We start from the raw sequence: 15,252 nt of genomic DNA on the forward strand, positions 1-15,252 counted from the left end.
CGCACGCGCCCCGCAGCATCCCGCGACACCTCACCTCCGCACCGGGCGCCGCTCCGCGGCGCCCTCCGCCCCCGAGCGCGAAGGCCCGCGCCGTTGGAGGGGCCGGCGACCGGCCGCAAGGACAGAACGGGACCGACCGGGACCGATCCGGCGGCAACACTGTTACCGTGGCGTCATGTTCGTCTCTCCCCTCGTCCTCATCGTCCTCGGTTTCGTGCTCCTCGCCCTCGTCGCGGGGGGCGTCGCCCTCATCGTGCGGGCGGCCCGGCGCTGACGGACCCGCGGCGCCGCGTCACTCGGCCGCCGCCGCCCGGCCCAGGTCGACCCGGCGCAGCAACTGGGCGTTGAGCGCCACAACGATGGTCGACAGGCTCATCAGCACCGCACCGACCGCGGGCGGCAGCACGACCCCGATGGGCGCCAGCACACCCGCCGCCAGCGGCACCGACACCACGTTGTAGCCCGCGGCCCACCCCAGGTTCTGGAGCATCTTCCGGTACCCGGCGACCGACAGCGTGCGCACCGACAGCACCCCCCGAGGGTCGTCCGATGCGAGCACCACGCCCGCCGACTCGATCGCCACGTCGGTGCCCGCGCCGATGGCGATGCCGACATCGGCCCGCGCCAGCGCCGGGGCGTCGTTCACGCCGTCGCCGACCATGGCCACGATGTCGCCCCGTGCTTGCAGGTCGCGGACCACGCCGTCCTTCTCATCGGGGAGCACCTCGGCGAACACCTCGTCCAGGCCCAGCTGCGCCGCGACGGCGTCGGCGACGCTGCGGGCATCACCGGTCACCATGGCCACCCGCACCCCCTGCTCCTGGAGCTCGCGGACGGCCTGCGCCGACTCCGGCCGCACCTCGTCGGCCAGCGCCAGGGCACCGATGACCGCGTCGTCGCGGACCACGTAAAGGACAGTGGAGCCGCGGTCGCGCCACTCACCGGTGCGCGCCGCAAGGGAGGCGGGTTCGGCCAGGCCGTCGCCGAGCGCCGCGAGCAGGGCGGGGCCGCCCACGTGCACGGTGGCGCCGTCGACCGTGGCGCGCACGCCGCGCCCCGTGAGCGACCGGAACTCCGCGGCCCGCGGCAGCGGGCCCTTGTCACGGGCCGCGCGGACGACCGCCCTGGCGAGCGGATGCTCTGAGTCGGACTCCACGGCCCCGGCGAGGGCGAGGACTTGCCCGGCGTCCTCCCCGTCGGAGGCGACGACGTCGGCGACGGCGGGGCTGCCCTTGGTCAGGGTGCCGGTCTTGTCGAACAGCACGGCGTCGACCACCCGCATGCGCTCCAGCGCCAGCCGGTCCTTCACCAGGATCCCCGCGCGCGCCGACATCGCCGTGGAGATCGCGATGACCAGCGGGATCGCCAGCCCCAGGGCGTGCGGGCAGGCGATGACCAGCACGGTGACGGTGCGCGTGACCGCGTCGGTCAGCGCGCCCATCAGCGACCAGACGGCGAAGGTGAACAGCCCGACCCCTAGCGCGAACCAGAAGAGCATCGCCGCCGCGCGGTCGGCCAGTGCCTGAGCGCGGGAGCGCGACGCCTGGGCTTCGGCCACCAGCCGCTGGATGCCGGCGAGCGTGGTGTCGTCGCCGATCGCGTCGACGCGGACCCGGATCGCGGAGTCCGTGGCCACGGTTCCGGCGACCACGTGGTCGTCCGTCGAGCGGGTGACGGTGCGGGACTCGCCGGTGATCATGGACTCGTCCATGGCGGCGGCGCCCTCGGAAACGGTGCCATCGGCCGGGACCCGCCCGCCGGAGCGCACCAGGACGGTGTCGCCGAGCCGCAGGGCGGCGATCGCGACCTCGGCGGTCTCGCCGTCGGGCCCAACGCGCTCGGCGGTATCGGGCAGCAGCGCGGCCAGCGCTTCGAGCGCCCCGGAGGCCTGACCCAGCGCCCGCATCTCCAGCCAGTGCCCCAGCAGCATGATGACGATCAGCAGGACGAGCTCCCACCAGAAGTCCAGCCCCATGCCGGCGATACCGAACGTGCTGGCCAGACTCGCCACGAACGCGACGCTGATGGCCATGGCCACAAGGGTCATCATCCCGGGAGCACGGGCACGAAGCTCCGTCACGGCCCCACTGAGGAACGGCCACCCGCCGTACGCGAAGACCACGGTGCCCAGCACCGGAGGAACCCAGGTCAACGCGCCGGGCACCATGTAGCCGAGCCACCCGGAGACCATGTGGCTGGTCGCGACAACGGGCAGGGCGAGGACGAGACTCCACCAGAACCGGCCCCGGAACACGGCGGCGTGGTCGCCGTGGTTGCCGTGGCCGCCGTGGTCGTGGGTCTCCTGATGTTCGCCGTGCCCATCGTGGTCATGTCGTCCCGCATCGGAGGTCATGACGCCGCTCCTTGTTGCCGTGGCCGCCGTGGTCGTGGGTCTCCTGATGTTCGCCGTGCCCATCGTGGTCATGTCGTCCCGCATCGGAGGTCATGACGCCGCTCCTTGAAGTAGTTCACCAACGCTGTATTAATACCCCCTAGGGGTATATTCCTGTCAAGAGGACATGCGGATGAGGTTGAGAGCAGTGGAGCAATCAGCCAGCGGATCCAAAGGAAGCGCGCCCGGTCAGCCGGCCCAGGGGACCGGTCGACCGGGCGCGGCGGGTGGATTCATCTCCGCATGTGCGGAGCGGACGCGTTCGTGGTCTCCAGGCTGCGGCCGTTCATCGGTTCACCTCCGCATGTGCGGAGCGGACACCAAATGACCTGGGGCTATCCGGCGGCCGAATACCGTTCGGTCAGAACGATTGGTCGCGACCGAGCCGGATTGCGCAAGGACACCATAACCATCGGTTCCGACTATGCCATGGGTGAGGGTGCGAGCGCCCTCTCGGGCGCTCGCACCCTCACCGGTCACAGACCGGCGACAAGCGACGGCTCAGTGGCCGCCGTGGCCGCCCTCTGTGTCCGAGCCGGAGTCCTCCGCCGGAGCCGACGGGTCCTCGCCGAGGAGGCCGCGCATTTCCTCGATCTCGGCCTCCTGGGCGTCCACGATCTCCTGGGCCATCTCGGTGGCCTCAGGGTAGGAGCCGTCCTCAAGCTCCGTCTGGGCCATCTCGACCGCGCCCTCGTGGTGTTCGATCATCAGTTCCAGGTACAGGGTGTCGAACGCTTCCCCGTCGGCCGCCTCCAGCTCGGCCATCTGGTCGTCGTTCATCATCCCGTCCATGCCGTGGTCCATACCGCCCTCGGGCTCGGTGGGCTCGCCCCAGGTCTCCAGCATTCCGGTCAGGCGCTCGATCTCAGGCCCCTGGGCGGCCTCGATCCGCTGGGCGAGGTCGAGGACGTCGTCGCCGGCGCGGGTCTCGGCCAGCTGCGACATCTCCACGGCCTGCTCGTGGTGCGGGATCATCATCTGCGCGAACATCACGTCCGCGGAGTTGGCCTCCGCCGACGCCTCCGGCGAGGCCGACGGGCTGTCGGCGGTGTCCTCACCGGCCGTCCCGCACGCGGCCAGGAGGACGGTTCCCCCGGCGAGGGCGGCGATGGGCAGCAGCAGGCGGGCACGGGCCTTGCGGGTCTTGAACATGTGGATTCTTCTCCAGAGTGCGCGCAGGGCACAGCGGCGCAGTGGCGCGGCTGTCCTGCGTGTGGTCGTAGGTGGATGGGCCCGGAGCGCGGTGCGGACGCGTGCACACGACGGCACGGCGGCGCGCTCCCCGGGGCATCTACACCCGGAGCACCTGGAGAGCGGAGAGAGACGGAGGTCGGGGCGGTGGCCCGGACTCGATCGCGGCGCGCAGCCGCGGCAGGGCCCGCGCGAGGGCGGTGCGGCCCGGCCAGTGCCGGAACGCCCCTGTGACCACCCACAACACGGCCAGCGCGAGGCCGCCGAGGGCCAGGCAGACCGAGGTGGGGTCGAGCATCGGAGCGCCGGATCCGGCATGGTCCGGCGACGTTCCCTGCGCCGGGCCGGAGTCGGCCTCGCCCGGCGTCGTCGCCTGCGTCGCGCCGCCGGGATCCGTCGCTTCCGGCGCTGCGGCCATGGACATGTGGCCCGCGGCGCCCGAGGGCTCGCCGGAGCCGCCGGTTTCGCCGAGGGCGCCGGAATCCGCGGACCCCTCGCCCCCTGCCGGAGGCGCTTGCGCCGGTGCCATCGCGGCCTGCGCGGACGCCCCGGATTCGTGGTCGGAGTGCAGGTGGCCGAGGGTGTGCATGGCCCCCACGCCCACCACCACGCACAGCAGCAGTACCAGGCGGGCCCAGAGGGGCACCGTCCGTCGTGGGTGTGCTGTGCGGATCACACCTCCATCATAATGCCCCCCGCGGGTATAGAAACGCCCATTCCCTGGGTAGATCCCCTCAGGACGCCCCCTGTCCCACACGCCCCCCGTGCGAGTTTTCGCGGTGGTAACAGGGAGGCAACCGGAATCCCGATTCCCGAGCTGTGCTGGTTCCTAAGGTGGAGGCATGAGCGACGTCATAGCGCAATTGATCGATGACAAGCAGCGAGCGCGCCTGTTGCGCCGCTTCGGCACCGGCGCGACCGACTGGCTGTCCGGCCTTCCCGGGCTGGTGGCCGACCTCGCCGCCGAGTGGAAACTCACCATCGACGGCCCGGCTCCCCACGGCCGTACCTCGGTGGTCCTGTTCTGCCGCCGGGTCGACGGCTCCGCGGGCATCCTCAAGATCTCGCCCGACCCCGGGCTGGGCTCCAGCGAGGCCCGCATCCTGAAGCTGTGGGAGAGCAGCGGCCGCGTCCCGGCCGTGTGGGAGGTCGACGCCGACCGCGGCGCCGTTCTGCTGGAGGCCATCGGCACCGGCCGCACCGTCTCCCTCAACGGTGAAGTGCCCTCGATGCGGACCATCGGCGAACTGATCCGCGATCTGCACTCCGTCGACGTCCCGTGCGACGAGAAGGGCGAGCTCCATCCGCTCCTCACGCGGGTCAACTTCATCTTCGACATGTGGGACCGCAACCGCCGCGAAGGCCTCGCCGCCGACCTGGTGCCCACCGCGCTGCTGCACATGGGCCACGCGCGCGCCCGGGAGCTCGCGCACGGCCAGGACGACATCGTCCCGCTCCACGGCGACCTGCACCCCGGCAACGTCATCGACGGCGGGCCCGAACGGGGCCTGGTCGCCGTCGACCCCCGCGCCTGCGTGGGCGACGCCGCCTTCGACGCCGTCGACTGGCTCCTGTGGAAGGCCACCTCGACCGTGGAGGTCGAACGGCGGGTGTCCGAGCTGTCCGACGTGATGGGGGTCCCCGGGGAGCGGCTGCTGGCCTGGGCGCGCGCGTACGCGCCGATCTTCGCCGTCGCGTGGGCGCAGCGGGGCCGGGCCGATTCCGAGGAGTTCCGCTTCCTGCTCGACTTCTCGTCCTGACCGGCGCCCGCCGTGCCGGCACGTGAGTGGCGCGGACTTCTCCCGCCGCGACCACAGCGCCCCGTGGGAGCGCGTTCCCGTGCCGGCACGGCGTGTCCGGGCGACACCCTTTCGAACCCCTTTACGGCCGCCGGAAGGCGGTGCCACGGGCCGCGCTTCGCGCGCCCGCCTACGGCGCCGTGCCCGCGGCCGCCCCCACCCACCGTCCGGTTCATGTGACCGAAAGTGTCCGGTTGTGGCCGCGCCGTTCACAATTCGGCCCCTGGTGGGTTTTCGTTCGATTCCGGTGAATCGACGCGATGCATGGGCAGAGGAGCCTTCCCAGGTCCGTGATCGTGAAATGGGGAATCGAAGGAGACACATGCGGCACTACGCCCCCACCCACCGATGGACCGCCTTCTCTGCCCCGCTGCTGGCCCTCGGGGTCCTGGCCGGTGCCCACGCCGCCCCGGCCGCGGCCGACGACGACGCCCCGCAGGGCGGCGGCGAGGAGTCCATCGTGGAGACCCCGTGGGTCATCGCCCACCGCGGTGCCTCCGCCTACCGGCCCGAGCACACGCTCGCCGCCTACGACCTCGCGGTCCGCCAGCACGCCGACTTCATCGAGCCCGACCTCGTGCCCACCAAGGACGGGCACCTGATCGTCCGGCACGAGAACGAGCTCGGCGGCACCACCGACGTCGCCGACCACCCGGAGTTCGCCGACCGGCGCACCACCAAGACCATCGACGGCGTCTCCCTCACCGGCTGGTTCTCCGAGGACTTCAGCCTTGAGGAGATCAAGACGCTGCGGGCCGTCGAGCGCATCCCCGACATCCGGCCGCGCAATACCCGCTACGACGGCAGGTACGAGATCCCCACCTTCGACGAGGTGCTGGACCGCTGGGAGGAGCACCGCGACACGCGCCGGGGCCGCGACCTCCAGATCATCCCCGAGCTCAAGCACGGCGCCTACTTCGACTCCCTCGGGCTCGACACCGAGCGACTGGTGGCCGACACCCTCGAAGAGCGGGGCCTCGACGGCGAGGACGCGCCCCTGATCCTCCAGTCCTTCGAGCCCGGCAGCGCCCGCGAGCTCGACGGCTTGGTCGACACCCGGATCGTGCAGCTCATCAGCGGCTCGCAGCGGGACCTCACCACGCCCGAAGGGCTCGACGGGATCGCCGAGTACGCCCAGGCCATCGGCCCCGAAACGGGCCTGGTGCTGCCCATCGGCGAGGACGGCCGCGCCGGGACGCCCACGTCGCTGGTGGCCGACGCCCACGACCGGGGCCTGCTCGTCACCCCCTACACGCTGCGCAGCGAGAACGCCCACCTGCCCAACGGCTACGACAAGGGCGAGGACCCGACCGCCTACGGCGACCACCGGTCCTACTACACCGCCGTGCTGGCCACGGGGGTCGACGGCGCGTTCTCCGACAGCCCCGACCACCTGCGCGCCGCGCGCGACGCGTTCGTGGACGGCCGCGACGGCTGAGCCCCGCGCCGGCGCCCGCCCGCGCGCCCCGGGCATCCGCCCTGGGCGCGCGGGCGGGTCCCCGCCCCCGGGCGGCCCCGGTGCGGGGCCGCCCTCAGGCCTTGCCGTTGCGCTCGAACCGGTAGCCCATCCCCGCCTCGGTGATGAGGTAGCGGGGGTGCGCCGGATCGGGCTCCAGCTTGCGCCGCAGCTGCGCCATGTAGACGCGCAGGTAGTTGGTCTCGCTCTGGTAGGCCGGACCCCACACGTCGTGCAGCAGCTGCCGCTGGCTGACCAGCCGACCGGCGTTGCGCGTGAGGATCTCCAGGATGTGCCACTCGGTGGGGGTCAGCCGGATCTCGGTGCCGTCGCGTGCCACCCGCTTGGCGCCGAGGTCCACCGTGAACGCCTCGGTGGCCACCACCGGCGCCTCCTCCACGTGCACCGACCGGCGCTGCGCCGCGCGGATGCGGGCGAGCAGCTCGTCCATCCCGAACGGCTTGGTGACGTAGTCGTCGGCGCCCGCGTCCAGGGAACGCACCTTCTCGCTGGCCGAATGCCGCGCCGAGAGCACGATGATCGGCACCGACGTCCAGCCGCGCAGCCCCTCGATCACCTCGCCGCCCTCCATGTCGGGCAGCCCCAGGTCCAGCAGGACGATGTCGGGCGGGTGCTTGGCGGCGGCCTGGAGGGCGGATGCGCCGTCGAACGCCGTGTCCACCTCGTAGCCCCGCGCACGCAGGTTGATCCGCATCGCGCGGATGATCTGCGCGTCGTCGTCGACCACCAGGATCCGCATCACGCGCCCCCACTCTCCGTCGCTCGCATGTCCGCCCCTGCGCCGGCCCGGCCGGCGCCCGCTGTATCCGCGGCGCCCGCCGCGCCTGCGTCCGTCCCCGCAGGCGCACCCGCCGCGTGCGCATCGCCGCCTGCGCCGTCGCCGGCATCGCCGCCCGCGTCGCCGGAACCGGCGGCGGGCAGCGTGAACACCATGGTCAGCCCGCCACCCGGGGTGTCCTCGACGGTCAGGGTGCCGTCGACCGCCTCGGTGAACCCGCGCGCCACGGCCAGCCCCAGCCCGATCCCGGTGCCGCGCGGGGCGTCGCCGAGCCGCTGGAACGCCTCGAAGATGCGCTCCTTGGACTCATCGGGCACACCCGGCCCGTGGTCGGCCACCCGCAGCTCCACGACGTCGCCCAGGGCGCTGGCCGAGATCAGGAACGGCCGCGCCCCCTCGGGGTTGTGGCGCGCCGCGTTCTGCACGACGTTGGCCACGGCCCGCTCCAGCAGCCCGGCGTCGACGCGGACCCGCGGCAGGTCGTCGGGCACCTCCACGTAGACGCTGTGCGGCGGGATGCCGATGAGGGTGGCCGGGACGACCTCCTCCAGGCCCACGTCGCGCAGGTTGGGGCGGACGGTGTCGGTCTGGAGCCGGCTCATGTCCAGCAGGTTGCCGACGAGCCCGTTGAGCCGGTCGGTGGACTCCTCGATGTTCTCCAGCAGCTCGGCGCGGTCGGCCTCGTCCAGGTCGAAGTCGGCCGACCGCAGGCTGGACACGCTCGCCTTGATGGAGGTGAGCGGGGTGCGCAGGTCGTGGGAGACCGCCGCCAGCAGGGCGGTGCGGATCTTGTTCTTGGCGGCCTGCCGCTTGGCCTCGGCGGCGTCGAGGGTGAGCCGCTGGCGTTCGAGGGCGATGCCGATGTTGGTGGCGAACGCGCCGAGGATCCGCCGGTCGGCCGCCGGGAGCACGTGCCCGCGCAGGGCCAGCGCCAGGCTGTCGCTGACCGACACGAGCGCGTCGGCGTCATCGGGGGAATCGCAGGGCGGGCCGACGCCCACCGCCTCCCAGCGCACCCACTCGCCGTTGTCCTCCTGGCTGAGCAGGGCCACCGAGCGCTGGGCGAAGGTCTCGCGGATCCGCAGCAGCAGCGCGGGCAGGGGCTCCTGGCCGTCGAGCACGCTGCCCGCAAGCAGGCTCAGCGTGCTCGCCTCGGCGCGCGCCCGGGCCGCCTGCACCGAGCGGCGCTTGGAGACGTCCACGACGATCGCCACGAGCACGCCGACCAGGATGAACACCACGAGCGCGATGGCGTTGTCGAGCTGGTTGATGGTGGAGCGGTACAGCGGCGGGGTGAACAGCAGGTTGAGGACGAGGCTGCCCCACACCGCGCTGCACACCGCCGGCCACAGCCCGCCCACCATCGCGGTGATGACGGTCGCGGTCAGGAACACCAGGACGTCGGTGGTCAGGCCGAGCTCGCCGGCGATCGGCAGGTGCAGAAGCGCGGCCAGCACGAGCGGCCCGAGCAGGCCCAGCGCCCACCCCCACACCAGGCGCATCGTCCCGAGGCTCCCGGCCAGCGGGGGCAGCAGCCCCCGGCCGCGGCCCACCTCCTCGTGGGTGACGATGTGCACGTCGATGTCGCCGGATTCGCGGGCGACGGTGGACCCCACACCGGGGCCGAAGACGTACTGCCAGCTGCGCCGCCGCGAGGAGCCCAGCACGATCTGGGTGGCGTTGACGCCCCGCGCGAACTCCAGCAGCGCCGTGGGGATGTCGTCGCCGACCACCTGGTGGTAGGTGCCGCCCAGCTCGGCCAGCAGCTGGCGCTGGCGGGCCAGGGCCTCGGGCGGCACGTGGCGCAGGCCGTCGCTGGAGACCACGTGCACGGCCATGAGGTGGCTGGGCTGCGGCCGGCCCCCGCGCGAACGGGCGGCCACCCGCGCGGCGCGCCGCAGCAGGGTCTCGCCTTCGGGGCCCCCGGTCAGCGCGACCACGACCCGCTCGCGGGCCTCCCAGGTCTGCCGGATCTTGTGCTCGCCGCGGTAGCGCGCCAGCCCCTCGTCGACCCGGTCGGCCACCCACAGCAGCGCCAGCTCGCGCAGCGCGGTGAGGTTGCCCTCGCGGAAGTAGTTGGACAGCGCGGCGTCGATCTTCTCGGCGGGGTAGATGTTGCCGTGCGACATCCGGCGCCGCAGCGAGTGCGGGGACATGTCGCACAGCTCGATCTGGTCGGCTCGGCGGACGATCTCGTCGGGGATGGTCTCGCGCTGGCGCACCCCGGTGATCTGCTGCACGACGTCGTTGAGCGACTCCAGGTGCTGGATGTTGACCGTGGAGATGACGTCGATGCCGGCCGCGAGGAGCTCGTCGACGTCCTGCCAGCGCTTGGCGTTGCCGGCACCGGGGACGTTGGTGTGGGCGAGCTCGTCGACCACCGCCACCCGCGGGGCGCGCGCGAGCAGGGCGCGCAGGTCGAGCTCCTCGAACGTGCCGTCGCGGTGGGCGAGTGTCCGCCGGGGCAGGACCTCCATGCCGTCCAGCAGGTCGGCGGTGCGGTCGCGGCCGTGGGTCTCGACGAAGCCGATGACGATGTCGGTGCCGCGCTCATGGCGGCGCCGCGCCTCGCTCAGGGCGGCGTAGGTCTTGCCCACACCCGGGGCGGCGCCCAGGTATATCCGGAGTTTTCCACGTGCCACACCATCCATTGTGCGTTGTGTCCTTTGTTCTTTCGCCCCGGCGCGGCGGCGCGCCCTGCCGCGGCGCCGCCGCACCGGCCGCCCCCTGGCCTGCGCAAACGCTCCTCGGGTGCGCGGCACGGGGTCAGCCCGCGGCGAGGGCCGCGTTGAGGGTGACCACGTTCACCGCGGGCGCCCCGATGAACCCGAGCGCGCGGCCGTCGGTGTGCGCGGCGATCAGCGCCCGGACCTCCCCGGCGCTCAGGCCGCGCGCGGCGGCGACGCGGCCGGCCTGGAGCGCGGCGTACTCCGGGGAGATGTGCGGATCCAGGCCGCTGCCGCTCGCCGTCACGGCATCGGGCGGTACCGCTTCGGGCGCGGCCCCCTCCTCGGCGGCGACCGCGGCCCGCCGCTCCTCGACGGCCGCCCGCAGCTCCTCGCTGTTGGGGCCGAGGTTGGACGGCGAGCTCGCCGCCCCGTCGTAGCCGTCCTCGCCGGCCGCCGAGGGGCGCGGGTGGAACCACTCGGGGCCGTCGGCGTTCTGGCCGATGAGGGCGGAGCCGACCACCTCGCCGCCGTCGCCGCGGATGAGCGAGCCGTTCGCTTGGGCGGGGAACAGCACCTGCCCGATCCCGGCCACGGCCAGCGGGTACAGCAGGCCGAGGAGCACGGTCATGACGAGCAGGGCGCGGGCCGCAGCGCCGTACTGGCGCAGCGCCGCCGGTGTGAAGGCAGCCATGGGGATCAGACCAATCCGGGGATCGATGAGATGAGGACGTCGATGAGCTTGATGCCGATGAACGGGGTCACGAGCCCGCCCAGCCCGTAGACGAGCAGGTTGCGGCGGAGCATCGCCGCGGGCGCCGACGCGCGGTGCCGCACGCCGCGCAGCGCCAGCGGGACCAGCGCCACGATGACCAGGGCGTTGAACACGACCGCCGACAGGATCGCCGACTGCGGGGAGGAGAGCCCCATGACGTCGAGGGCCTCCAGGCCGCCGTAGCCGGGGATCGCGGCGAACATGGCCGGGATGATCGCGAAGTACTTCGCGACGTCGTTGGCGATGGAGAACGTGGTCAGCGCCCCGCGGGTGATGAGCAGCTGCTTGCCGATCCGCACGATCTCGATCAGCTTGGTGGGATCGGAGTCCAGGTCGACCATGTTCCCGGCCTCCTTGGCCGCGGTCGTCCCGCTGTTCATGGCCACGCCGACGTCGGCCTGCGCGAGCGCCGGGGCGTCGTTGGTGCCGTCGCCGGTCATGGCGACCATGCGGCCGCCCTCCTGCTCGCGCCTGATGAGGTCGAGCTTGTCCTGCGGGGTGGCCTCCGCCAGGAAGTCGTCCACCCCGGCCTCGTCGGCGATCGCGGCGGCGGTGCGCTGGTTGTCGCCGGTGATCATGACCGTGCGGATGCCCATGGCGCGCAGCTGCGCGAACCGCTCCCGCAGGCCCGGCTTGACGACGTCCTTGAGGTGGACGACGCCCAGGACCCGGGCCGTGCCCTCGCCGCTCTCGGCGACCACCAGCGGGGTCCCGCCCGCGCCGGAGATCCGGTCGACCAGATCGGTGGCGTCGGCGGGCCACCTGCCGCCCTGGCGCTGCACCCAGATCCGGACGGCCGAGGCCGCGCCCTTGCGGACGCAGCGGCCCCCGGGCAGGTCCATCCCGCTCATCCGGCTCTCGGCGCTGAAGGGAACGGGGACCGCCCCCTCCTGCCGGTCCCGCGCCCCCGCCGGGGGCCCGCACAGCGCCACGATGCTGCGCCCCTCGGGCGTGCCGTCGGCCAGGCTCGACAGGTGGGCCGCGGCCATCAGCTCCTCCCGGCCCGCGTCCGCGACGGGCAGCACCTCGTGGGCCCGCCGGTCGCCGAGGGTGATCGTGCCGGTCTTGTCCAGCAGCAGGGTGGTGATGTTGCCCGCGGCCTCCACAGCACGGCCCGACATCGCGAGCACGTTCCGGAGCACCAGGCGGTCCATCCCGGCGATCCCGATCGACGACAGCAGGGCGCCGATCGTGGTCGGGATGAGGCAGACGAGCAGCGCAACCAGGACCGGCACGTCCAGCCGCCCGCCCGACCAGATCGCGAACGGCTGGAGCGTCACCACCGCCAGCAGGAAGCAGACGGACAGCGACGCCAGGAGCGCGTTCAGCGCGATCTCGTTGGGGGTCTTCTGCCGCTGGGCGCCCTCGACCAGGGCGATCATCCGGTCCAGGAAGGTGGAGCCGGGCTCGGCGGTGATGCGCACGACGATGCGGTCACTGAGCACCACCGTGCCGCCGGTGACCGCGCTGCGGTCGCCGCCCGACTCCCGGATCACCGGGGCGGACTCCCCGGTGACCGCCGATTCGTCCACACTGGCCACGCCCTCGACGACATCGCCGTCGCCGGGGATGGCGTCGCCCGCCTCGCACACCACCAGGTCGCCGGCCGTCAGGTCCGTCGCGGGCACCTCCGACTCGGCGCCGCCGCGCAGCAGCCGGGCCATGGACTCGCGGCGCGCCCGGCGCAGCGTGTCGGCCTGCGCCTTGCCGCGCCCCTCGGCGACGGCCTCGGCGAGGTTGGCGAAGAGCACGGTGGCCCACAGCCACAGCGTCACCGCGACGGTGAACACGCCCGGGTCGGCCAGGCAGTAGGCCGTGGTCAGCAGCGAGCCCACCAGCACGGTGAACATCACCGGCTGCTTCACCATGAGGCGCGGGTCGAGCTTGCGCAGCGCCGAGGGGACCGCCGCGACGAGGGCCTTCGGCGAGAACGCCCCGGCGGCGGCCGGACGGGGATCGTGGTGGGCGGACGGGGGCACGGGGCCGGGGCCGTCGGGTCTGTGCCGGGTGGCGGTGTCGGCCATGGTCAGTTCAGTCCTTCCGCGATCGGTCCGAGCGCCAGAGCGGGGAAGAACGTCAGACCGGTGATGATCAGGGTCGTCGCCACGAGCATCGTGACGAACAGCGGCGTGTGGGTGGGCAGCGTCCCGGCGGTGGCCGGGGCGGGCTGCTGGGCGGCCAGCGACGTTGCCAGCAGCAGCACGAACACCATGGGCAGGTAGCGGCCGAGCGTGATGGCGAGCCCGAGCGCGGTGTTGAAGAAGGAGGTGTCGGCGCCGAGGCCGCCGAACGCGCTGCCGTTGTTGTTGGCGGCCGACGCGAACGCGTACAGCACCTCGGAGAGGCCGTGCGGGCGCACATCGGCGTTGGACATGGCCTCCGGCGTGCTCGGGAGCGACATCGCGATCCCGCCGCCGATCAGCACGAGCGCCGGGGTGGTCAGCACGAACAGGGCGATGAGCTTGATCTCCCGCGGGCCGATGCGCTTGCCGAGGTACTCGGGGGTGCGCCCGATCATCAGGCCGCCGAGGAAGACCGCGAGCATCGCCAGCACGAGCATCCCGTACAGGCCCGATCCCACACCGCCCGGTGTGACCTCGCCCAGCAGCATGTTGACCATCGCCAGGCCCCCGCCGAACGGGGTGTAGGAGTCGTGTGCGGAGTTCACCGAACCCGTGGAGGTGCCGGTGGTGGCGGTCGCGAACAGCGTCGACAGCCAGGTGCCGAACCGCACCTCCTTGCCCTCGGCCGCGGCGCCCGCCGCCTGGGCGGCGGAGCCGTGGGCGCTCAGCTCGGCGGCGGTGGTCCCGGCCAGCGAGAGCGTGAAGATCGCTCCCATGGCGGCGAGGACCGCGAGGCCGTGGCGGTGCGAGCCCACGCCGGCGCGGGCCAGGAGGGTTCCGTAGGTGCGGGTCAGGCAGACCGGGATCAGCAGGATCAGGAAGACCTGGAACAGGCTGACCCAGGCGGTGGGGCCCTCGAACGGGTGGGCGGAGTTGGCGTTGAAGGGCCCGCCCCCGTTGGTGCCGATCTCCTTGATCGCCTCCTGGGAGGCGATCGGCCCGCCGGGGATGGTCTGCGCGCCGCCCGCCACGGTGGCGTACTCCGTGTGCGGGGCGAAGTTCTGGATCACACCCCCGGCCAGCAGGACGACGGCGGCGACGGCCGAGAGCGGCAGCAGGATGCGCACCACCCCGCGGGTGAGGTCCACCCAGAAGTTGCCGAGCCGGTCGGTGCGCCGCCGGACCAGGCCGCGCACCAGGGCGATCGCCACCGACAGCCCAACGGCGGCCGAGACGAAGTTCTGCACCGCCAGGCCGGCCATCTGGACCAGGTGGCCCATGGTGGACTCGCCCGCGTAGGACTGCCAGTTGGTGTTGGCCGCGAAGGAGACCGCGGTGTTCCACGCCTGGTCGGGGTCGACCGGCCCCATGCCGATGCTCAGCGGCAGCCACTGCTGCACCCGTTGCAAGGCGTACAGCAGCAGGATCGAGAGCAGGGAGAACGCCAGGACGGCCCGCAGGTAGACCGGGCCGCGCATCTCGGTGCCGGCGTCCACGCCGCACAGCCGGTAGACGGCCCGTTCCAGCCGCAGGTGGCGCCCGGGGGAGAAGACGCGCGCCATGTGGTCCCCGAGGGGGACGTAGACGGCGGCGAGCGCGCTGAACAGCAGGGCGATCTGGAGCAGCCCCGCCACGGTGTCGGACACCTAGAACCTCTCAGGGAGCACGAGGGCGATCACGAGGTAGACCAGCAGGGCCGCGGCGACCGCCAGCCCGATCAGGTCGAGAACGGCGACGGCGCTCACAGCCGGGCCGCCGCTCGTGCGATCAGCCCGATGAGTGCGAAGCACGCCAGAGTCAGGCCGACATAGGCGGCGTCGAGCACGGGACCACTCCCATCCGCCGCACGCGGCCGGGGGACGTGGGTGACCCCGGGTGAACCGGTGCGACACCAGGAATTGAACTGGCCATCCGTCCGATTCGTGGTGATTTTTACGGTCCTCTTATGTGGACCCGGCGGACTTTGACGGGGCATTGATGAAGGACCAGCGGGGAGCGGCGGGTGGCGTCCCGCTGGGGGCGGGTACGCTCCCGGTGGCCGGACCCCGATCCGCCGCCGGTGCGGGGGGAGCGGCCGTCCGGCGGTGCGCCCGCCCTCCCCCTCCCCCTCC

The 15,252-nt window shown here is 72.9% G+C and carries 11 protein-coding genes; 2 read left to right on the plus strand and 9 right to left on the minus strand.

Going from position 1 to position 15,252, the window contains the following annotated elements:
* Window positions 1-292 precede the first annotated feature (292 nt).
* The 3 genes from ACFOVU_RS03755 to ACFOVU_RS03765 form a co-directional block, all read right to left on the minus strand.
* Window positions 293-2,353 carry a heavy metal translocating P-type ATPase gene (locus tag ACFOVU_RS03755; RefSeq protein ID WP_378529852.1) on the minus strand — a complete coding sequence of 687 codons (2,061 nt, stop codon included), beginning with the start codon at window positions 2,351-2,353 and terminating at the stop codon, window positions 293-295.
* Between the two features lie 540 nt (window positions 2,354-2,893).
* Window positions 2,894-3,544 carry a DUF305 domain-containing protein gene (locus ACFOVU_RS03760; protein ID WP_378529853.1) on the minus strand — a complete coding sequence of 217 codons (651 nt, stop codon included), beginning with the start codon at window positions 3,542-3,544 and terminating at the stop codon, window positions 2,894-2,896.
* Window positions 3,545-3,683: 139 nt separating this feature from the next.
* Window positions 3,684-4,259 carry a hypothetical protein gene (locus tag ACFOVU_RS03765; protein WP_378529854.1) on the minus strand — a complete coding sequence of 192 codons (576 nt, stop codon included), beginning with the start codon at window positions 4,257-4,259 and terminating at the stop codon, window positions 3,684-3,686.
* A 166-nt stretch (window positions 4,260-4,425) separates the two neighbouring features.
* Here ACFOVU_RS03765 and ACFOVU_RS03770 point away from each other — a divergent pair, with 166 nt between their 5' ends.
* Both ACFOVU_RS03770 and ACFOVU_RS03775 read left to right on the plus strand, forming a co-directional pair.
* Window positions 4,426-5,343 (plus strand): aminoglycoside phosphotransferase family protein, encoded by a 918-nt coding sequence (locus ACFOVU_RS03770; protein WP_378529855.1) that lies wholly within the window; start codon window positions 4,426-4,428, stop codon window positions 5,341-5,343.
* A gap of 361 nt (window positions 5,344-5,704) precedes the next feature.
* Window positions 5,705-6,820: a glycerophosphodiester phosphodiesterase family protein gene (locus ACFOVU_RS03775; RefSeq protein ID WP_378529856.1), complete on the plus strand. Its 1,116-nt coding sequence runs from the start codon at window positions 5,705-5,707 to the stop codon at window positions 6,818-6,820.
* A gap of 94 nt (window positions 6,821-6,914) precedes the next feature.
* Here the strand turns inward: ACFOVU_RS03775 and ACFOVU_RS03780 are convergent, their stop codons facing one another.
* The 6 genes from ACFOVU_RS03780 to ACFOVU_RS03805 all read right to left on the minus strand — a co-directional run bounded on the left by ACFOVU_RS03780 (window position 6,915) and on the right by ACFOVU_RS03805 (window position 14,886).
* Entirely contained in the window at window positions 6,915-7,598 is a 684-nt protein-coding gene (locus tag ACFOVU_RS03780) for a response regulator (RefSeq protein WP_378529968.1), read from the minus strand.
* Complete coding sequence (locus tag ACFOVU_RS03785) at window positions 7,598-10,288, minus strand: ATP-binding protein (protein WP_378529857.1); 2,691 nt, start codon at window positions 10,286-10,288, stop codon at window positions 7,598-7,600. Before ACFOVU_RS03785 ends, ACFOVU_RS03780 begins: the two co-directional genes overlap by 1 nt.
* Before the next feature lie 115 nt (window positions 10,289-10,403).
* Complete coding sequence (kdpC, locus tag ACFOVU_RS03790; protein ID WP_378529858.1) at window positions 10,404-10,997, minus strand: K(+)-transporting ATPase subunit C; 594 nt, start codon at window positions 10,995-10,997, stop codon at window positions 10,404-10,406.
* Window positions 10,998-11,002: 5 nt separating this feature from the next.
* Window positions 11,003-13,102 carry a potassium-transporting ATPase subunit KdpB gene (gene kdpB / locus ACFOVU_RS03795; protein WP_378529859.1) on the minus strand — a complete coding sequence of 700 codons (2,100 nt, stop codon included), beginning with the start codon at window positions 13,100-13,102 and terminating at the stop codon, window positions 11,003-11,005.
* Window positions 13,103-13,104: 2 nt separating this feature from the next.
* A complete protein-coding gene (gene kdpA, locus ACFOVU_RS03800; protein WP_378529860.1) occupies window positions 13,105-14,787 on the minus strand; it encodes a potassium-transporting ATPase subunit KdpA in 1,683 nt (560 codons plus the stop codon).
* Complete coding sequence (locus ACFOVU_RS03805; RefSeq protein ID WP_378529861.1) at window positions 14,788-14,886, minus strand: potassium-transporting ATPase subunit F; 99 nt, start codon at window positions 14,884-14,886, stop codon at window positions 14,788-14,790.
* Window positions 14,887-15,252 lie beyond the last annotated feature (366 nt).

This window comes from Nocardiopsis sediminis, assembly GCF_042650565.1.
GTDB classification, from domain to species: Bacteria; Actinomycetota; Actinomycetes; order Streptosporangiales; family Streptosporangiaceae; genus Nocardiopsis_B; species Nocardiopsis_B sediminis.